Here is a 17590-nt window from a genome sequence, read left to right on the forward strand (position 1 = left end):
TCGTGCTGCGAAAACTCTCCACCTACCGACAGAAGCGTGACTTCGAGAAGACACCGGAGCCGTCCGGCAAGACCGCAGTGGCGCCATCGAAGCAGCGGCGTTTCGTGATCCAGAAGCATGACGCCACCCGCCTTCATTACGATCTCCGCCTCGAATTCGACGGTGTCTTCAAGTCCTGGGCCGTGACGAAGGGTCCTTCGCTTGACCCGCATGACAAGCGCCTGGCGGTCGAGGTCGAGGACCATCCGCTCGACTATGGCGATTTCGAAGGCACCATCCCCGAGGGACAATATGGCGGCGGCACGGTGATGCTGTGGGACCGCGGCACCTGGGAATCGGATGATCCGGAAGCCGGCTTCAAGAAAGGCGATCTCAAGTTCACCCTGCATGGCGACAAGCTGCACGGAAGCTGGGTGCTGGTGCGCATGCGCAATGACCGCAGCGGCGGCAAGCGCACCAATTGGCTCCTGATCAAGCACCGCGACGAATATGCGGCCGAGGGCGAGGACATTCTCAGCGAGGACAAGTCGGTCGCCTCCGGCCGTGCGATGGATCAGATCGCCGAAGGCAAGGGCCGCGCGCCAAAACCGTTCATGCTGGCGAAGGGCGCCAGGACCAAGGCGGACGCGGTCTGGCAGTCCAACCGGGCCGACGAGACGAAAGGGCGCACGGTCATGCCGGCGCCGCGCACGGCCTTGAAGACCCGGAAGGCAGGGAAGACGACGACGGCCTCGAACGCCAAGAAGGTCGCGGAGATGCCGGACTTCGTGGCGCCGCAGCTCTGCACACCAGTCGAGCGGCCGCCCGGCGGCGAGGGCTGGTGCCACGAGATCAAGTTCGACGGTTATCGCGTGCAGCTCCGCGTCGAGGAGGGCGAGGCGACGCTGAAGACGCGAAAAGGTCTCGACTGGACCGACAAGTTCGCCGCGATTGCGAAGGAAGCGGGTGTGCTGACGGACGTGATCATCGACGGCGAGATCGTCGCGCTGGACCACAATGGCGCACCGAATTTCTCCTCGCTCCAGGCTGCGCTATCGGACGGCAAGACCGACGAGCTCATCTTCTTCGCCTTCGACCTCTTGTTCGCGGACGGCCTCGATCATCGCCGTCTGCCGCTCGGCGAGCGCAAGGCGCGGCTGAAGGAACTTCTGGAAGCGCGCAAGCGCAAATCGAGCCAGATCCGCTATGTCGATCATTTCGAGAGCAGCGGCGACGCCGTGCTGCAATCGGCCTGCAAGCTCGAGCTGGAAGGCGTGGTGTCAAAGAAGCTGGACGCGCCCTATCGCTCCGGCCGCACCGAGAGCTGGACCAAGGCCAAATGCCGCGCCGGCCATGAGGTCGTGATCGGCGGCTACAAGACGACCAACGGCAAATTCCGCTCGCTGATGGCCGGCGTGCACCGCGGCGATCATCTCGCCTTCGTCGGCATGGTCGGCACCGGCTTCGGCGCGGACATGGTCAAGCGCATCATGCCGTCCTTGAAGGCCATGGAGGCGAAGCAAAGCCCGTTCGGCGGCAAGAACGCACCGAAAAAAGACCGCGAAGTGCACTGGCTGAAGCCGGAACTCGTCGCCGAGATCGAGTTCGCCGGCTTCACCGCCGACGGCAACATTCGTCAGGCCGCCTTCAAGGGGCTGCGGCAAGACAAGCCGGCGGAGGAGGTCGAGGCGGAGACGCCAGTTGATACCGAGCTCGCTGAGCCTTCGCCGAAGAGACGTTCTGCGCCAAACTCCGGCAAAAAGAAGGGCGCCGGCACTGCCGAGGTGATGGGCGTCTTGATTTCCAAGCCGGACAAGGAGCTGTGGCCGGACGGCGGCGACGGCGAGGGCGTCACGAAGCTCGATCTCGCGCGGTATTTCGAGGCGGTCGGCGGCTGGATGATCGAACATCTCAAGGGCCGCCCCTGCTCGATCGTGCGTGCGCCGGATGGCATCGGTGGCGAAAAATTCTTCCAGCGCCACGCCATGCCGGGGAGCTCGAACCTGCTTGAACTGGCAAAAGTCTCAGGCGACCGGAAGCCGTACTTGCAGATTGACCGTGTCGAGGGGCTTGCCGCGGTCGCGCAGATCGGTGGCCTCGAACTGCATCCCTGGAATTGCGCGCCGGGCGCGTATGATACGCCGGGCCGCCTGGTGTTCGACCTCGACCCGGCGCCGGACGTCGAGTTTGCCGACGTGGTCGAGGCGGCCAAGGAGATGCGGCAGCGGCTGGCCGATGTCGGCATGGAGAGTTTTTGCAAGACCACCGGCGGCAAGGGTCTGCATTTGGTGGTGCCGCTGCGCCATGGCGCCCGCGACAAGGTGAGCTGGAAGGAAGCCAAGGCCTTCGCGCAGGGCATCTGCCAGTGGATGGCCGACGACGATCCCGAGCGCTATCTGCTCAACATGTCCAAGAAACTGCGCAACGGGAAGATCTTCCTCGATTATCTGCGCAATGATCGCATGTCGACGGCGGTCGCGCCCTTATCGCCCCGGGCGCGCGATGGAGCGACCGTGTCGATGCCTGTGACGTGGGCGCAGGCGAAGGGCGACCTCGATCCGAAGCGGTACACGGTGCGGACCGTGCCGGGATTGCTCGGCCGCTCGAAGGCGTGGGAGAATTATGATGATGCGGCCGCGCCCATCAAGGCGGCGATGAAGAAGCTTGCGGCGAAAACGAAGTAGGGTGGGCAAAGCGAAGCTTGCCCACCAGCTTTCCTGCGTCGCGAGGAAGAGGTGGGCACGGCGCGTTGCGCCTTTGCCCACCCTGCGATGTCAGTCGCTAGATCCGTCCCATCAGCAGCAGGATCAGCAGGATTACGATGATTAGCCCGAGGCCGCCGCCGCCGTAATAGCCGGTGCCGTAGAACGGGCCGCCGCCGATGCCGCTGAAGCCGCCGAGCAGCGCGATGACCAAAATGATCAGGATGATTGTACCGATAGACATGCGAATCTCCTCCAGCCCTTCGTCAAAGGGTTGCTATGTTGTGCTCAGGGCAACTTGCCGCAGGTTTTAAAGTTCCAGATATGAAACAGGGCGTGGCTGGTAAGGCGGATGGAACCTTTGGCCTCGCGACCGGCATGACTATGTGAGGATCAATCACTTACAGGGCAGGGCCATGTCAGCACCACTTGTCGTTTCCATCCCGCATCGTCTCGGCCGCGAGGAAGCGGTGCGCCGGCTCAAGACCGGGCTCGGCCGTGCCGCAACAAGCATTCCCGTGATGCAGGTCGAGGAGGAGCGCTGGAGCGGCGACACCATGAATTTTCGCATCCGCGCAATGGGCCAGGTCGCGACGGGGCAGGTCGACGTTGCCGACGACCATGTCAAGGTTGAGGTGGTGTTGCCCTGGCTGCTGCAGCGCTTCGCCGAGATGGCGCAGGCCACGATCCGCAAGCGCGGCCAGTTGCTGCTGAGCAAGGACGGAAAAAGCTAGCGTTCAAGCGCGGGCGCGCTGCCGGACCGGCTTCGCCGCACCCGCGGTTCGTGCCGCGATGACGGCTGCGGGGAAATTGCGAAAAGCCTGCGCCAGCGACAGATCGTTGCCCGCGAGATCCGGCACGTCGTAGCCCGCGACGTCGACGGTTGCGTCGAAACCATCGTGTGTCGGCCATTCGCGTCCTGCTTGCGCGAAAGGTGCGAACTGGCGGCCGACCAGGATGATGGCCGCGGCACGGCCATGCCGGCGGACGAACGCGACCACATGGTCGGCATGGGCGCCCCGCACCTGAAGCGGCTGGTAGTCGCCTCGGGCGAAAACGTCAGGAAGCTCGTTGCGCAGCTTGAGGAGGTGGCGCGTCCAGGCCAGCTTGAGCCGGCCGTCGGGCCAGCTCTTGATCAGCTTATCCCAATCCGGATCGTCCAGCGTACTCAGCGCCGCGTGGCGCGCGGAAAAATCCACCGGGCGGCGGTTGTCGGGATCGACCAGCGAAAGGTCCCAGAATTCGGTGCCCTGGTATAAGTCGGGCACGCCGGGCAGGGTCGCCTTGAGCGTGAGCTGGCTGAGCGCGTTCAGCGCCCCAAGCAGCGCGATGCGGCGGGCCAGGGTCTGCAGCGCCTCCAGAAATTCGGCTGATTGCGCAGGATCGAGAATCTTCGCGATGAAGCTCGTTACGCCGCTCTCATACGCCCCATGGGGGTTGAGCCAGCTCGTCTCTTCCTTGCCCTCGCGCGCGGCCTTGAGCGCATAGGCCTGGATACGCTCGACGAAGCCGGCATCGGCCTTCTCCTGAAGCGGCCAGGCGCCGAGCAGGGTCTGGTAGAGCATGTATTCGAAAGTCGCCGACGGCGCGCGCAGATTGCCGTCGAGCGCGAGGTGCGGGGCGTTCAGGACTTTCCAGCGTGCCACGGCGCTGGTCCATTCGCCGGGAATTTCACTCAAGGCAGCGATCCGCGCGCGGGTGTCCTCGCCGCGTTTGGTGTCATGCGTGGCGGTCGCCGTCATCCCTTGCGGCCATTCCCTGGCGCGGGCCTGCATGATCTCGTGGAAAGCGCCAATGGTGAGGCCCTTGCTCGCGGGATCGCCGCCAACCTCGTTCAGGGCCAGCAGCCGGTGGAATTGATAGAAGGCGGTGTCCTCCAGCGACTTCGCCATCATCGGCCCTGTGAATTGCTGCACCTTCAGCGCAAAGCGGCGCACCCGCGGGGCGCTGTGCGGGAGGCGGCCCGGCTTGAGCAGGTCCATGGTGAGCGCATCGCGCAGGAAATCGAAGATGCCTTCGTCCGCGGCGAACCATTCCGCACGGGCGCGCACAATGGTGTCGTCGATCAGCTTGCGATCATGCGCCGCCGGCGCGCTCGTCGTCAGGTAGGTACGGTACACCGGGAAATGCAGCACATAGAGCTCGAGCGCCTGCCGCAGGCTGTCGGCGGAAAAGTCGCGGGTCGAATAATGGCCGTTGGCGATGCGCGCGAGCAGGCGCGTCAGCACCGTGAATTCGCTGGTCAACAGCGTCTCCAGCACGCGCCGCTTGGCGTCCTTGACGTACGGCGCGAGCCGTGGCGGCCGGTTGCTGATCTGCCGCCAGGTTTCGTCCAGGGCCTCCAGCCCCTTGGCGTCGACGAGGACGTGAGTGATGGCGTTCATCCACTCATAGCCGGTGGTGCCCTGGACGCCGGCGAAGTGCGGCAGGCGCTCGTGCTCGCACAGGATCTTCTCGATCACCGTATAGAACGGCTTTGTCTTGCCCTGCGCGTCGCGCACCAGCCGGCGCAGCCGCTGGCAATATTGCGCGGGATCGCGCAGGCCGTCGATGTGATCGAGGCGGATGCCTTGCAGTCTGCCGTCGGCAACGAGTTGCTTCACCAGCCGGTGCGTTGCGGCGAACGTGCCGGCATCCTCGACGCGCAGCCCGGCGAGGCCGTTGACGTCGAAGAAGCGGCGATAATTGATGTCGCTGGAGGCAAGGCGCCAGTGCCCGAGCTTGTAGTGCTGGCGCTCCAGCAGATGATGCAGCGTCAGCGTCTGCGCGGGACGGTCCTTGGCGGCGCGATAGGCATCGAGGCCGCGCGCGACGAGGTCGGCGCTGCCTGCGATCTCCCTGAGTTCGGCCTTGAAGCCCGGCGCCTCCTTGCGATTGGGACGGCGCAGTCCCGTGTAGCGGGCCGCGAGCGACAGCAGGCGCTTGCCGGCCTCGGTCTCGGCGGCGTCGGCTTCCTTCACGATCATGCGCAGCAATTCGCCGTAACGCTCCGGCGCGATCGGCAGGCGATGCTCGAAATACCAGGCGGAAAAACTGCCTTCGTCCGGGTCGTAGCGCAGCTCGATATCGCCGCGCTCCAGTGCCTCGCCGTAGGATGCGCCGAGGATCGGCAGCAGCACGCCGTCGCGCGCACGGAAGGCCAATTGATCCCAATCGATGTCGAAGGAGACTGCATGGGGCGATGCCTGGCCCCATTCCAGTACGTCGAGCCACCAGGGATTATCGGCAAAATGCACGCCGACATGGTTGGGCACGAAGTCGATGATGAGGCCGATATCGTGCCTGGTCAGGGCCTCGCTCAGCCGGGCAAAACCGGCCTCGCCGCCGAGCTCCGGATTGAGCTGGCTGTGATCGACGGTGTCGTAGCCATGGGTCGAGCCCTTGCGCGCCTTCATCACCGGCGAGGCGTAGAGATGCGTGATCCCCAGCGCCTTGAGATAGGGGACGATTGCGGCGGCCTTGTCGAAGTCGAATTCTGCGGTGAGCTGGAGCCGGTAAGTTGCGAGAGGGATTGCCGAAGGCATATCAATCTCCGAGATGCCAGACCACCGACCACGGCGAAAGCCGGTCGCCGCTTGCACTGCCCCAGATCGGCGTGCCTGCATTGCCGCTGGCGTACGGGATGTCCTTGTCGGACAGATTGGCAGCGAGGCGCAGCGTCGCGCCGTCGCCGAGACGCCAATGCGCGGTCAGCAGGCCGCTGTCGGCCGCCTCGGCATCGCCGAACCTCGCCCCCTTCAGCCGGGGCGCGATCTCCTTGTGGCGAAGCGCGAGCAGATCGCGCACCAGCGCAAGCCGCACGGCTTGCTCCGGCGTGTGGCCGGTCCAGTCGAGCACGGCCGATTGCGGCGTTGCCGGATCGAGCGGGTCGGGCACCTCGTCGCCGTAGGTCTCATAAGCCCAGGCATATTCCTGACGGCGGCCCTTGCGGACGGCGTCGGCAAGGCCGCCCTGGAAGTCGCAGAAGAACGGGAAGGGCGCGGTCGAGCCCCACTCCTCGCCCTGAAACAGCATCGGCACCATCGGCGCGAGCAGGGTCACTGCCAGCGCGGCTTCGATCTGCTGCGGCGATGCCAGGCTCTCGAGCCGGTCGCCGAATGGCCGGTTGCCGATCTGGTCATGGTTTTGCAGGAAGTTGACGAAGGTTGCGGGCGGCAGCTCGCCGCTGGTCTCGCCGCGCGGCTGCTTGTCCCAGAATTCCGAGATCTCCCCCTGGTAGACGAAGCCGGAGGCGAGGGCGCGGGCGAGATCGAGGCGCGGCGTTTGATAGTCGGCGTAATAACCGGCGGTTTCGCCGGTCAGCATCACGTGCCAGGCGTGGTGATAGTCGTCGTTCCACTGTCCGCGATATTTGCCATTCGGCGGCTCCTGCGCAGCGTCGAGCAGGCTGGCGCGGTTGTCGCCGTTCTCCAGCACGAGATGGATGTGCCGCCCCGTCGCCTTGGCAAGCTCGCCTGCGGCGACGCTGAGGTCCTGCAGCATCGACTGCTCGCCGGGGATTGCCATGATGTGATTGGCGGCATCCAGCCTCAGACCGTCGAAGCGGTAGTCGCCGAGCCAGGACAGCGCGTTCTCGACCGCGAAGGCGCGCACCTGCGGCACGCGATAATCGATCGCGCTTCCCCAGGGCGTGTGTGCGTCGGCGAAGAAGGACGGCGCATAGCGGCCAAGGTAATTCCCCTCGGGGCCGAAATGGTTGTAGACGACGTCGAGGAACACCATCAGCCCGCGCAGATGGGCTTCGTCGATCAGCGTCTTAAGGTCATCAGGGCGGCCATAGGCACTGTCGGGCGCATACCACAGCACGCCGTCATAACCCCAGCCGCGGCGGCCGGCGAAATCGGCCAGCGGCATCAGTTCGACCGCGGTGATGCCGGTCGCAACGAGATGGTCGAGCCTGTCGATCATCGCGCGGTAGGTGCCTTCAGGGGTGAAGGTGCCGACATGTGTCTCGATCAGCGCCGTCTCTTCCCAGGGACGGCCGCGCCAATCGCGCGCACGCCAGGTGAAAGCATCGTGATCGATCACCTCGCTGGGGCCGAACACGTCGTCGGGCTGGAATGCAGACGCCGGATCGGGCACGTCGATCTCGTCGTCGATCCTGAACTTATAGGTGCTGCCAACGGCCAGGTTGGGAATCTCGGCGACATACCACCCCTCCTGCCGGCGCTGCATCGCGTGCCGTCTGTCGAGCAGCAGATCGACACGGCGCGCACCTGGCGCCCACAGCCGGAACGACACGCCGTCCTTCGTCGGCCTTGCCCCGAAGGATGGCCTCATAGCGCCCCCGCGAAAGCGAGCACGGAGCGCGGCGGCGCCTTGCTGTCGCTTCCGGGCGGGAAGTCGATCGTGTTCAGCATGGCGTCGGTCGTGTTCAGGATCTGCTGCCAGCTCTTGTATTCGGTCATTTTGGGCAATTTGAATGCGATCTCTTCGGGGGCGGCGTTCAGTACGATAAAGATCGCGGCGCTGCCCGGTTCCATCGGCCCCATCACATAGGAGAGAAACCGCCCCTCGGGAAACTTCCAGTCGCTTTCCGTCATTTCGTCGCCGGCCGGCGTCAGCCACAGCGCACCGTATGAGATGCCGTCCTTGGGGCGGCCGTCGAGCCAGCGATGGCTGCGAAGCTGCGAGAACCGGCGGCGGATGTCGGCGAGTTCGGCGACGAACTCGATCATGTCGTCGCCCTCCTTGCCGAGATTGTCCCAGCCGACCCAGCCGACCTCGTTGTCCTGGCAATAGGCGTTGTTGTTGCCGGATTGCGAATTGCCGACCTCGTCGCCGGCGAGAATCAGCGGAATGCCCTGCGCCAGCATCAGGCAGGCCAGCCCGTTCTTGCGAAGCTGTCGGCGCAGGCCGATAATTCCGGGATCGTCGGTCGGGCCTTCGAAGCCGCAATTGTTGCTGTGGTTGTCGTTGGAGCCGTCGCGATTGTCCTCGCCATTGGCCTCGTTGTGCTTCTCGTTGTAGCTGAAGAGGTCGGCCAGCGTGAAACCGTCATGGACGGTGATGTGGTTGATGCTGGCGCGCGGCCGCCGTCCGTCATGATTGAACAGGTCGGACGATGCCGTCATGCGGCTGGATATGTCGCCGATCAGGCTGCCTTCGCCGCTCCAGTAGCGGCGCATGGCGCTGCGATAGCGATCGTTCCACTCCGACCATTGCGAGGGAAATGCGCCGACCTGGTAGCCGCCGAGGCCGAGATCCCAGGGCTCGGCGACGAGCTTGACGGACGCCAGCACCGGGTCCTGCCGGATAGCGGTCAGGAACGAGATGCCGCGGTCAAAACCGTTCGGACCGCGTGCGAGCGTGGTGGCAAGGTCGAACCGGAAGCCGTCGACGTGGCAGACCTCGACCCAATAGCGCAGGGAATCCATCACCATCTGTAGCACGCGCGGGTGGGTGAGGTTCACCGACGAGCCGCAGCCGGTGAAGTCGTCGTAGAAGCGCGGGTTGTCGCGGTTCAGCCAGTAATAGGAGGCGTTGTCGATGCCGCGGTAGCACAGCGTCGGGCCGAGGTGATTGCCCTCGGCTGTGTGGTTGTAGACGACGTCGAGCATCACCTCGATGCCGGCATCGTGCAGGCGTGCGACCGTGGTGCGGAAGGAATCGAGCGCGTTGTCCTGGGCGTAGCGCTGCTCGGGCGCGAAGAAGGACAGGGTGTTGTAGCCCCAGTAATTGGCGAGCTTCTTCTCCACCAGGATGCGGTCGTCGACGAAGCTGTGCACCGGCAGAAGCTCGACCGTGGTGACGCCGAGCTTCTTCAGATGCTCGATCATCGCCGGCGAGGACAGGCCCCCATAGGTGCCGCGCAGATTCGGCGGCACGTCGTCGCGCTTCTGCGTCAGGCCCTTGACGTGGGCCTCGTAGATGATGGTGTCTTCCCAGGGGATGTTGGGACGGATCTCGCGGCGGCCCCAGTTGAAGGTCTCGTCGACCACGACGGCCTTGGGCATGCCGCGCGCATTGTCGCGCCGGTCGAAGGACAGATCTTCGCGCGGGCTGCCGGTGCGATAGGCGAAATGCGCGTCGCTCCAGACCAGCCGCCCGGAAAGCCGCTTGGCATAGGGGTCGAGCAGCAGCTTGTTGGCGTTGAAGCGATGACCCTGCTCGGGCTCGTAGGGGCCGTGCACGCGGTAGCCATAGAGCTGGCCGGGCGAGACATCGTTGAGATATCCATGCCAGACGTCCTCGGTTCGCTCCGGCAGCTCGATGCGCTCGAGCTCGCGGCGGCCTTGCGTGTCGAACAGGCAGAGCTCGACCTTGTGGGCGTTGGCGGAGAACAGCGCGAAATTGGTGCCGCGTCCGTCCCAGCTTGCGCCGAGGCGTGCGGGCGATCCAGCAGTCAGACGCATCGGTCAGCTTTCCGGAACGAGGAAGATCGCGGCGAGCGGCGGAATGGTGAGGCGGAGCTCGCCATTGACCGCCTGGACCTCGCCGATATTGCCGACATTGCTGCCGCCGTAATGGGCGGAGTCCGAGTTGAGAACTTCCTTCCATTTGCCGCCGAACGGCACGCGAACGCGGTAGTTCTGGTAGACGTTGGGCGAGAAATTGACGATCACCATGCACCTGGCGTGCTCGTCGAATCCCTTGCGCAGCCAGGCGAACACGTTGCGGTTGGCGTCATCCGTGACCAGCCATTCGAAACCGGCCTGGTCGCAGTCCATCTGGTGCAGAGCCGGCACCGCGCGATAGAGCCGGTTGAGGTCGCGGATCAGCGCCTGGATGCCCGAGTGGAACTTGTATTCGAGCAGGTGCCAGTCGAGCGACTGGTCGTGATTCCATTCGCGGCTTTGCGCGATCTCCGCGCCCATGAACAGCAGCTTCTTGCCGGGATGGCCGAACATGAAGCTGTAATAGGCGCGCAGATTCGCAAAGCGCTGCCATTCGTCGCCGGGCATGCGGCCCAGGATCGAGCGCTTCCCGTGCACGACCTCGTCATGCGACAGCGGCAGGATGAAGTTTTCCGAGAAGGCGTAGTGCAGGCCGAACAGGATGTCGCCGTGATGATGCTTGCGGTGGATCGGATCCTTGCTGATGTAGTTCAGCGTGTCGTGCATCCAGCCCATGTTCCACTTGTAGCCGAAGCCGAGCCCGCCGAATTCGACCGGGCGCGAGACCTGCGGCCAGGCGGTGGACTCTTCGGCGGCCGTGGTTGCCTGCGGGAAGCGGGCGAAGACTTCCGTGTTGAAGCGGCGCAGGAAGTTGATCGCCTCGATGTTTTCCCGGCCGCCATACTGGTTCGGAATCCACGCGCCCGGCGGCCGGCTGTAGTCGAGATAGAGCATCGAGGCGACCGCATCGACGCGCAGGCCGTCGATGGCGTAGCGCTCCAGCCAGAACAACGCGTTCGACACCAAGAAATTCGTCACTTCGGTGCGGCCGTAATTGTAGATCAGCGTGCCCCAGTCGAGATGGCGGCCCTGGAGCGGATTGGCGTGCTCGTAGAGCGCGGTGCCGTCGAAGCTGCCGAGCCCGTGCGGGTCGTCCGGGAAATGGCCGGGCACCCAGTCGAGCAGCACGCCGACGCCCTCCCGATGGCAGGCATCGACCAGCGCGGCGAAATCCTCCGGCGTGCCGAAGCGGCTGGTCGGCGCATAGAGGCCGGTCGGCTGATAGCCCCAGGAGCCGTCGAACGGATGCTCGCTGACGGGAAGGAATTCGAGATGGGTGAAGCCCATGTCGCGGGCATAGGCCGGCAGCTGCTCGGCGAGCTCGCGATAGGTGAGCCATTCACCGCCGTTCTTGCGTCGCCATGAACCGAGATGAACCTCGTAAATCGACATCGGCGCCGACAGCGCGTTGATGCCGTCGGGAATCGGACGCGGCCGAGGCAGATGCGCCTCGTCGAACACGATGGAGGCGGTCTTCGGACGCACTTCGCTCGCAAACGCCATCGGGTCGGATTTCAGCGGCAGCAAGTGGCCGTGCGGCCCAATGATCTCGAACTTGTAGTGGTCGCCCGCCTTGGCGTGCGGAATGAACAATTCCCAGTAGCCGGCGCCGCGCACCCGCATGGGATGGCGCCGCCCGTCCCAGAAGTTGAAGTCGCCGACCACCGACACGCGCCGCGCATTGGGCGCCAGCGCCACGAAGCCGATGCCGTCGATGCCTTCGAGCCGCATCGGATGCGCGCCGAGCTTGTCGTAAAGGCGCTGATGGGTGCCCTCGCCGAGCAGATAGAGATCGAAATCGGTCAGGATCGGCGGGAAGCGATAGGCGTCCTCGAACTCGACGACGTCGTTGCCGAACTTTGCGCGGAGCTGATAGCGCTTCGAGCCGTTCGGCAGGGCGCCGACGAACAGGCCCGAAGCATGGACGCGGTCGAGCGTCGCCACCTCGCCGTGCTCGCCGACCGCCTCGACATTGGAGGCTTCGGGAAGAAACGCGCGTACCACGCTCTTGCCGCCCTCGGGGTGCAGCCCGAGATAGTGGAAGGGGTCGGAATGGCGGCCCTCGATGATCGCGTAGGCTTCGGCTGGGAGTTTAGGCATGGGCTTCGCTCTCGGTACTGGTCAGAATGCGAAGCAGTCCGGACAGCGGCGCATGGAGCCCCTCAGGCCGGTGGGACAGCTCGTACTCTACTTCGTCGAACGCTCGATCAAGCAGGAAAAACCTTAACAGGCCTGCCGCGGATTGCCGCTCTTCCGGCCACAGCCGCCGATCGGTCATGGCTTCCCGGTAGGCGGTGAGGAACGTCGCGGCGGCGCGCTCGCGCCATTCGTCGAGCGCGGCCGTAAGCCGGCCCTGCTCGTCGGAGGCGCCCGCGAGCGCGCGGTAGAGCGCCGCGTTGACCGAAAGATCAATCGAGCGGATCAGGCCGGCGACGTCACGCGCGGCAGGTGCCTTGCGCCGCTTGTCGGCCAGCGGCAGACGCGGATCGCCGTCGAAGTCGATGATGAAGATGTCGTCCTTCACGATCAGAGTTTGCCCGAGGCGGAAGTCGCCATGATGACGGATGTTCAATCCGCCGATGTCGGATGGCAAGAGCACATTCAGCCGGTCGGACAGCGTCGCACGCGCCGCCGTGAGCTGATCGATCAGCGGCCGGTCCGCCTCGCGCAGGCCGTCGCGGCTGTCGGCCAGCCGTTCGAAGACGCGTTCGGCCCGTGCCTTGAGGTCGGATGCCCAGCGCTTGGCGTGTGCGGAGCCGATCGGCTCCGGCGCGAGATCGCCGGGCTTCGCGGCGGCGAGAGCCACATGCAGTTCTGCGAGCCGCCTGCCGATCTGCGCCATGAAGTGCAGATAGGGTGCCTGCTCCTGGGTCTCGTGCGCCATCTCGCCCGGCGGCAGTACTCGCTGCTCGTCGATATAGCGGTCGAGATAGCCGGCAGTGACGGCCCAGCCGTCGCCCTGGTTCTCGACATAGGCGTGCAGCACGCCGAGCGCGCTGCGGCTGTCGCCTTCGACCAGCTCGACACTGCCGAGCAGCGCCGGCGTGTTGCTAAAGCGGGCGACCTCGGTGAGGTAGGTGCCGATCTCGATCTCGGGATTGATGCCGCTTTCGAGCTGGCGATAGATCTTGGCGACATACTGGTTGTCGACCAGCGCGGTGCTGTTGGACTGCTCGACGGCGCGGATGCGCTCGGGCTCCTTGATGGAGTAGTCGGCGAACCGGCTGGTCGCCTTGAACTCCAGCCGGAGATTGTTCTCCTCCACCACCAGGTTCTGCGACAAATTGCGCAGGAACAGACCTATGAAGATCTGCTCCGTCGCAACGTCGAGCAGTGTGCCCTCGCGCGCGCCCTGGCGGACGGCGGCGAGCGCCTTCGGGTTGAAGCGTTCGCGGTCGAAGCGCACCCACTCGATCTGCATCGGCAGCACGTAGCGCGTCTTGACCTCGTCCCGCGCCGTCTCGAAAAACGCGATCCAGGGCCGGTTGTCGCCGATGTCGCAGAACGGCACCGCCGAGGTCAGCGTCGGCTTGATGTGCTTGGGACTTTGCTCGGGAAACCAGCGCGTGCGCGACAGGAATCCCGGCAGCACCTCGTGCTCGAACACGCCGCGCTCGCGCGCCAGCGACACCCAGGTCGAATTCACCGGCACGACCAGCGTCTCGAATTCCGGCACCGCGCTTGGTGTCACTGGCTCGGACTTGTCGCGCTCCTGGAGCTGGAACCAGTAGAACCCATAGGGTCCGAGCGTGATCATGTAGGGCAGTTCGCCGATCGCGGGGAAGCGGCTGCGGCCGAGCATTTCCTGCGGGATGCGGTCCTTCCACGGCGACAGGTCGAGTTCTGTCGCTTGCGCAGCGCGCGAAAGATTGGCGACGCAGAGGATCACCTCGCCGCGATACTGACGGACATAGGCCAGCACGGACCGGTTGGCCGGACGGATGAAAGTCATGGTGCCGCGGCCGAAGGCGAGCGTCGACTTGCGCACCGAGATCAGGCGCTTGGTCGCGCTGAGCAGCGAGGACAGGCTGCGCGACTGTGCCTCCACGTTCACCGATTCGTAGCCGTAGACGGGGTCCATGATCAGCGGCGCGTAGAGGCGGGCCGGGTCGCAGCGCGAGAACCCGCCGTTGCGGTCAGGGCTCCACTGCATCGGCGTGCGCACTCCGTTGCGGTCGCCGAGATAGATGTTGTCGCCCATCCCGATCTCGTCGCCGTAATAGATGATCGGCGTGCCGGGGAAGGACAGCAGCAGCGAGTTCATCAGCTCGATCTTGCGGCGGTCGTTGTCCATCAGCGGCGCGAGGCGGCGGCGGATGCCGACATTGATGCGGGCGCGGGGATCGTTGGCGTAGGTGGTCCAGAGATAGTCGCGCTCGACGTCGGTGACCATCTCCAGCGTCAGCTCGTCATGGTTGCGCAGGAACAGCGCCCATTGGCAGCTCGCCGGAATATCCGGCGTCTGGCGCAGGATGTCGGTGATCGGGAAACGGTCCTCCTGCGCGATCGCCATGTAGAAGCGCGGCATCAGCGGGAAGTGGTAGGCCATGTGGCATTCGTCGCCGCGGCCGAAATATTCCTGCACGTCTTCCGGCCATTGATTGGCCTCGGCCAGCAGAAGCTTGCCCTTGGAGTAGGAATCCAGCTCCTGCCGCAGCCGCTTGATGATGGCGTGCGTCTCGGGGAGGTTCTCGTTCGAGGTGCCTTCGCGCTCGCACAGATAGGGAATGGCGTCGAGCCGGAAGCCGTCGACGCCGGCATCGAGCCAGCGCTTCATCACCTGGATCAGCGCGCTGACGACGCGCGGATTGTCGAAATTGAGGTCCGGCTGGTGCGAGAAGAAGCGGTGCCAGTAGAACGCACCGGCCTCGTGATCCCAGGTCCAGTTGGACTTTTCCGTGTCGGTGAAGATGATGCGGGTGCCCTGGTATTTTTGGTCGGTGTCGCTCCAGACATACCAGTTGCGGGCGCTCGAGCCCGGATGGCTGCGGCGCGCGCGCTTGAACCACGTGTGCTGGTCCGAGGTGTGGTTGACGACGAGCTCGGTGATGACGCGCAGGCCGCGCTTCTGCGCTTCCTGGATGAAGCGCTTGAAATCCTTCATCGTCCCGAAATCGGGATTGACCGAGCCGTAGTCGGCGATGTCGTAGCCGTCGTCGCGGCCGGGCGAAGGATAGAACGGCAGCAGCCACAGCGCGGTGACGCCGAGCTCCTGAAGATAGGGCAGCTTTTCGGTCAGCCCGGCGAAGTCGCCGACGCCGTCATGGTTGCTGTCGGCAAACGCCTTGACGTGGAGCTGGTAGATGATGGCGTCCTTGTACCAGAGCTCGTCCACGATCTCGGCAGCCTCGGCTTTCTTGGTGTCGACGGAAGACAGAACATTCATGGCGTGGCCCCTTACGCCAGGCAGCGGAACAGCAGCGCCGGATCACGGTCGGGATCGATACGCAACTTGATCCCGCCCCATTCGATGCGGGACTGTTCGCCGGTGAGGAGGTTTTCGAGCGCGGTGACGTGGCGGCGCTCGCCGCCGACGTCGATGGTGAGGTCGCCGAGCGGCAACCAGAATTCCCGCGCATGGCGCGAGAGCGCGATGGCCGCGACGACGGTATTGGCGGGATCGGTGGCCTCTTTGGCGAAGGCGATCGTCTCGCCGTCCTCGATGCCGAGGAAGCGCAAATCGGCGGTCTGCTGAAGCGCCGCATTCTCACTGCGGATGCGGTTGAGCTGCGTGATGTAGGGCTTGATATTGCCGGGCTTGTCCCAGTCGCGCTGCTTGATCTGGTATTTCTCGGAATCGAGATATTCCTCGCGGCCCGGGACCGCTTCGTGCTCCAGCAGCTCGACGCCGCTGTAGACGCCGTAATTGCCGGACAGCGTCGCGGCCAACGCGACGCGCGATTTGAACGCCCAGGTCTCGCCGCTCTGGAGATGATAGGGCAGCAGGTCGGGCGTGCTCACGAACAGGTTCGGCCGATAAAAGTCGCGCTCGGGATAGCGCGTCAGCTCGCCGAGATATTGCTCCAGTTCCCACCTTGCCGTCCGCCACGGGAAGTAGCTGAAGGATTGCGCAAAGCCGAGCTTGGCGAGGCCCTTCATCAGCTTCGGCCGCGCAAAAGTCTTGGAGAACAGGATCACCTCGGGATGCCGGCGGCGGATGTCGCGGATCAGCCACTCCCAGAATGGAAGCGGCGCGGTATCGTGATTGTCGATGGCGAAGATGGTGACGCCATGGTCGATCCAGAACAGCATGGCGTCGCGGAAGGCGTTCCAAAGCCCGATCCGGTCGACCGAGGCGAAATCGGGGATGATGATGTCCGAATAGGGGCCATCTGCCGTCCGCACCGAACGGTCCGGCCGCCATTTGAACCATTCCGGATGCTGCGTCAGCCAGGGATGATCCGGCGAGCATTGCACGGCGAAGTCGAGCGCCAGCTCGAGGCCGTATTCGAGGCAGGTCGCGACCAGCGCGCGAAAATCCTCGATCGTGCCGAGCTCGGGATGCAGCGCATCGTGCCCGCCCTCGGCGGCACCGATTGCATAAGGCGAGCCGGGATCGCCCTCGGTCGCCACCGGCGCATTGTTGCGGCCCTTGCGGCGGGTGCGGCCGATCGGGTGGATCGGCGTGAGGTAGAGCACGTCGAACCCCATCGCGGCGATGTCGGGCACGCGCGCAATGCAATCGCGGAGCGTGCCGTGCCGGCCCGGGATCCGGCTCTGGCTCCGCGGCATGATCTGATACCAGGCCCCAAAGCGCGCCTTGTCGCGGTCGACGATCAGCGGGAAGGGCACCGAGCGGGTGAGGTCGGGCCGCGACTGGCTCTCGGCCATGGCTTCACCGAGCTCGGTTGAAAGCAACGGGGCGACGTCCCCGGTCTGAAGATAATTCTCGCACTGTCTGACGATGACGGCCGCGGCGTCCTGCTGCGCGCCATGCGCCTTGGTCAGAAGGCCGGCGCCCTCGATCGCGTCGAGGCTGACATCCGCGCCGGTGCGTTGCTTGCACGCTACCCCATGAGACCAGGTCGCGAACTCGTCGGTCCAGGCTTCGATGGCGTAGACATACTGGCCGGGCTCGACTGGCGTGAATGCGCCGGACCAACGATCATTGCCGCGATGGATCATCGGCTCGCTCCGCCAGTCCCGGTCCTGCTCACCGCGCCAGATCAGCGCGGCGCCGATCACGGCGTCGCCGTCGCGATAGACGTCGGCCCAGACCTCGACCCGTTCGCGCGCGATCCGTTTCACGGCAAAGCGACCGCCGTCGATCGAGGGGTAGACGTCTTCGATGAGGAAAGCGCTGCCGGCTGCGGCACTTTCGACAGTTTGAATTGTCTTGTTCACGGTGATGCCATTGACAAGAAAGCAGGACCCCGTTTCCCTTGTCGGGAACCTACGCTTGGTACCTATATAGAAAGCCGGTTGTGTGTCATTAGTTCCCTGGGAACGGTCAGCGCGGTTTGCGAGTTGACTCCGACTAACGTCTTCCACCACCTCGTTAAAATCGATGCC

Annotated in this window: 9 protein-coding genes; 2 read left to right on the top strand and 7 right to left on the bottom strand. The window is 64.8% G+C overall.

Going from position 1 to position 17590, the window contains the following annotated elements; genetic code table 11:
• Positions 1-2 precede the first annotated feature (2 nt).
• Positions 3-2663 carry a DNA ligase D gene (ligD, locus tag OC450_RS01435; protein WP_262047027.1) on the top strand — a complete coding sequence of 887 codons (2661 nt, stop codon included), beginning with the start codon at positions 3-5 and terminating at the stop codon, positions 2661-2663.
• Between the two features lie 97 nt (positions 2664-2760).
• Here ligD and OC450_RS01440 read toward each other — a convergent pair whose 3' ends face one another.
• On the bottom strand, positions 2761-2925 hold the full coding sequence (locus OC450_RS01440; protein ID WP_211384334.1) for a DUF3309 family protein: 165 nt from the start codon (positions 2923-2925) through the stop codon (positions 2761-2763).
• A 172-nt stretch (positions 2926-3097) separates the two neighbouring features.
• Between OC450_RS01440 and OC450_RS01445 the strand changes: the two genes are divergently transcribed.
• Complete coding sequence (locus tag OC450_RS01445; RefSeq protein WP_211384335.1) at positions 3098-3415, top strand: polyhydroxyalkanoic acid system family protein; 318 nt, start codon at positions 3098-3100, stop codon at positions 3413-3415.
• Positions 3416-3418: 3 nt separating this feature from the next.
• On the opposite strand, the gene treY is transcribed toward OC450_RS01445, so the two are convergent.
• From treY to OC450_RS01475, 6 genes are read right to left on the bottom strand one after another with little or no spacing between them, the layout of a single operon-like run.
• A complete protein-coding gene (treY, locus tag OC450_RS01450) occupies positions 3419-6205 on the bottom strand; it encodes a malto-oligosyltrehalose synthase (RefSeq protein WP_262047028.1) in 2787 nt (928 codons plus the stop codon).
• Between the two features lies 1 nt (position 6206).
• Positions 6207-7961: a malto-oligosyltrehalose trehalohydrolase gene (gene treZ, locus OC450_RS01455; protein WP_262047029.1), complete on the bottom strand. Its 1755-nt coding sequence runs from the start codon at positions 7959-7961 to the stop codon at positions 6207-6209.
• Positions 7958-10036, bottom strand: coding sequence for a glycogen debranching protein GlgX (gene glgX / locus OC450_RS01460; RefSeq protein WP_256805903.1), 2079 nt, complete (start codon positions 10034-10036; stop codon positions 7958-7960). Before glgX ends, treZ begins: the two co-directional genes overlap by 4 nt.
• 3 nt (positions 10037-10039) lie before the next feature.
• The gene (glgB, locus tag OC450_RS01465) at positions 10040-12178 is read right to left on the bottom strand and encodes a 1,4-alpha-glucan branching protein GlgB (RefSeq protein WP_211384339.1); all 2139 of its coding nucleotides are present in this window, start codon (positions 12176-12178) and stop codon (positions 10040-10042) included.
• The gene (treS, locus tag OC450_RS01470) at positions 12171-15464 is read right to left on the bottom strand and encodes a maltose alpha-D-glucosyltransferase (RefSeq protein WP_262047030.1); all 3294 of its coding nucleotides are present in this window, start codon (positions 15462-15464) and stop codon (positions 12171-12173) included. Before treS ends, glgB begins: the two co-directional genes overlap by 8 nt.
• An 11-nt stretch (positions 15465-15475) precedes the next feature.
• The gene (locus OC450_RS01475; protein ID WP_262047031.1) at positions 15476-17422 is read right to left on the bottom strand and encodes a maltotransferase domain-containing protein; all 1947 of its coding nucleotides are present in this window, start codon (positions 17420-17422) and stop codon (positions 15476-15478) included.
• Positions 17423-17590: the final 168 nt, after the last annotated feature.

Source organism: Bradyrhizobium sp. Bra78 (genome assembly GCF_024519855.1).
In the GTDB taxonomy this organism is placed as follows: Bacteria; Pseudomonadota; Alphaproteobacteria; order Rhizobiales; family Xanthobacteraceae; genus Bradyrhizobium; species Bradyrhizobium japonicum_G.

Coding starts and splice junctions, on each gene's coding strand:
- OC450_RS01440 (WP_211384334.1), bottom strand. CDS start 2,925: ATGTCTATCGGTACAATCATCCTGATCATTTTGGTCATCGCGCTGCTC.
- OC450_RS01445 (WP_211384335.1), top strand. CDS start 3,098: ATGTCAGCACCACTTGTCGTTTCCATCCCGCATCGTCTCGGCCGCGAG.
- treY (WP_262047028.1), bottom strand. CDS start 6,205: ATGCCTTCGGCAATCCCTCTCGCAACTTACCGGCTCCAGCTCACCGCA.
- treZ (WP_262047029.1), bottom strand. CDS start 7,961: ATGAGGCCATCCTTCGGGGCAAGGCCGACGAAGGACGGCGTGTCGTTC.
- glgX (WP_256805903.1), bottom strand. CDS start 10,036: ATGCGTCTGACTGCTGGATCGCCCGCACGCCTCGGCGCAAGCTGGGAC.
- glgB (WP_211384339.1), bottom strand. CDS start 12,178: ATGCCTAAACTCCCAGCCGAAGCCTACGCGATCATCGAGGGCCGCCAT.
- treS (WP_262047030.1), bottom strand. CDS start 15,464: ATGAATGTTCTGTCTTCCGTCGACACCAAGAAAGCCGAGGCTGCCGAG.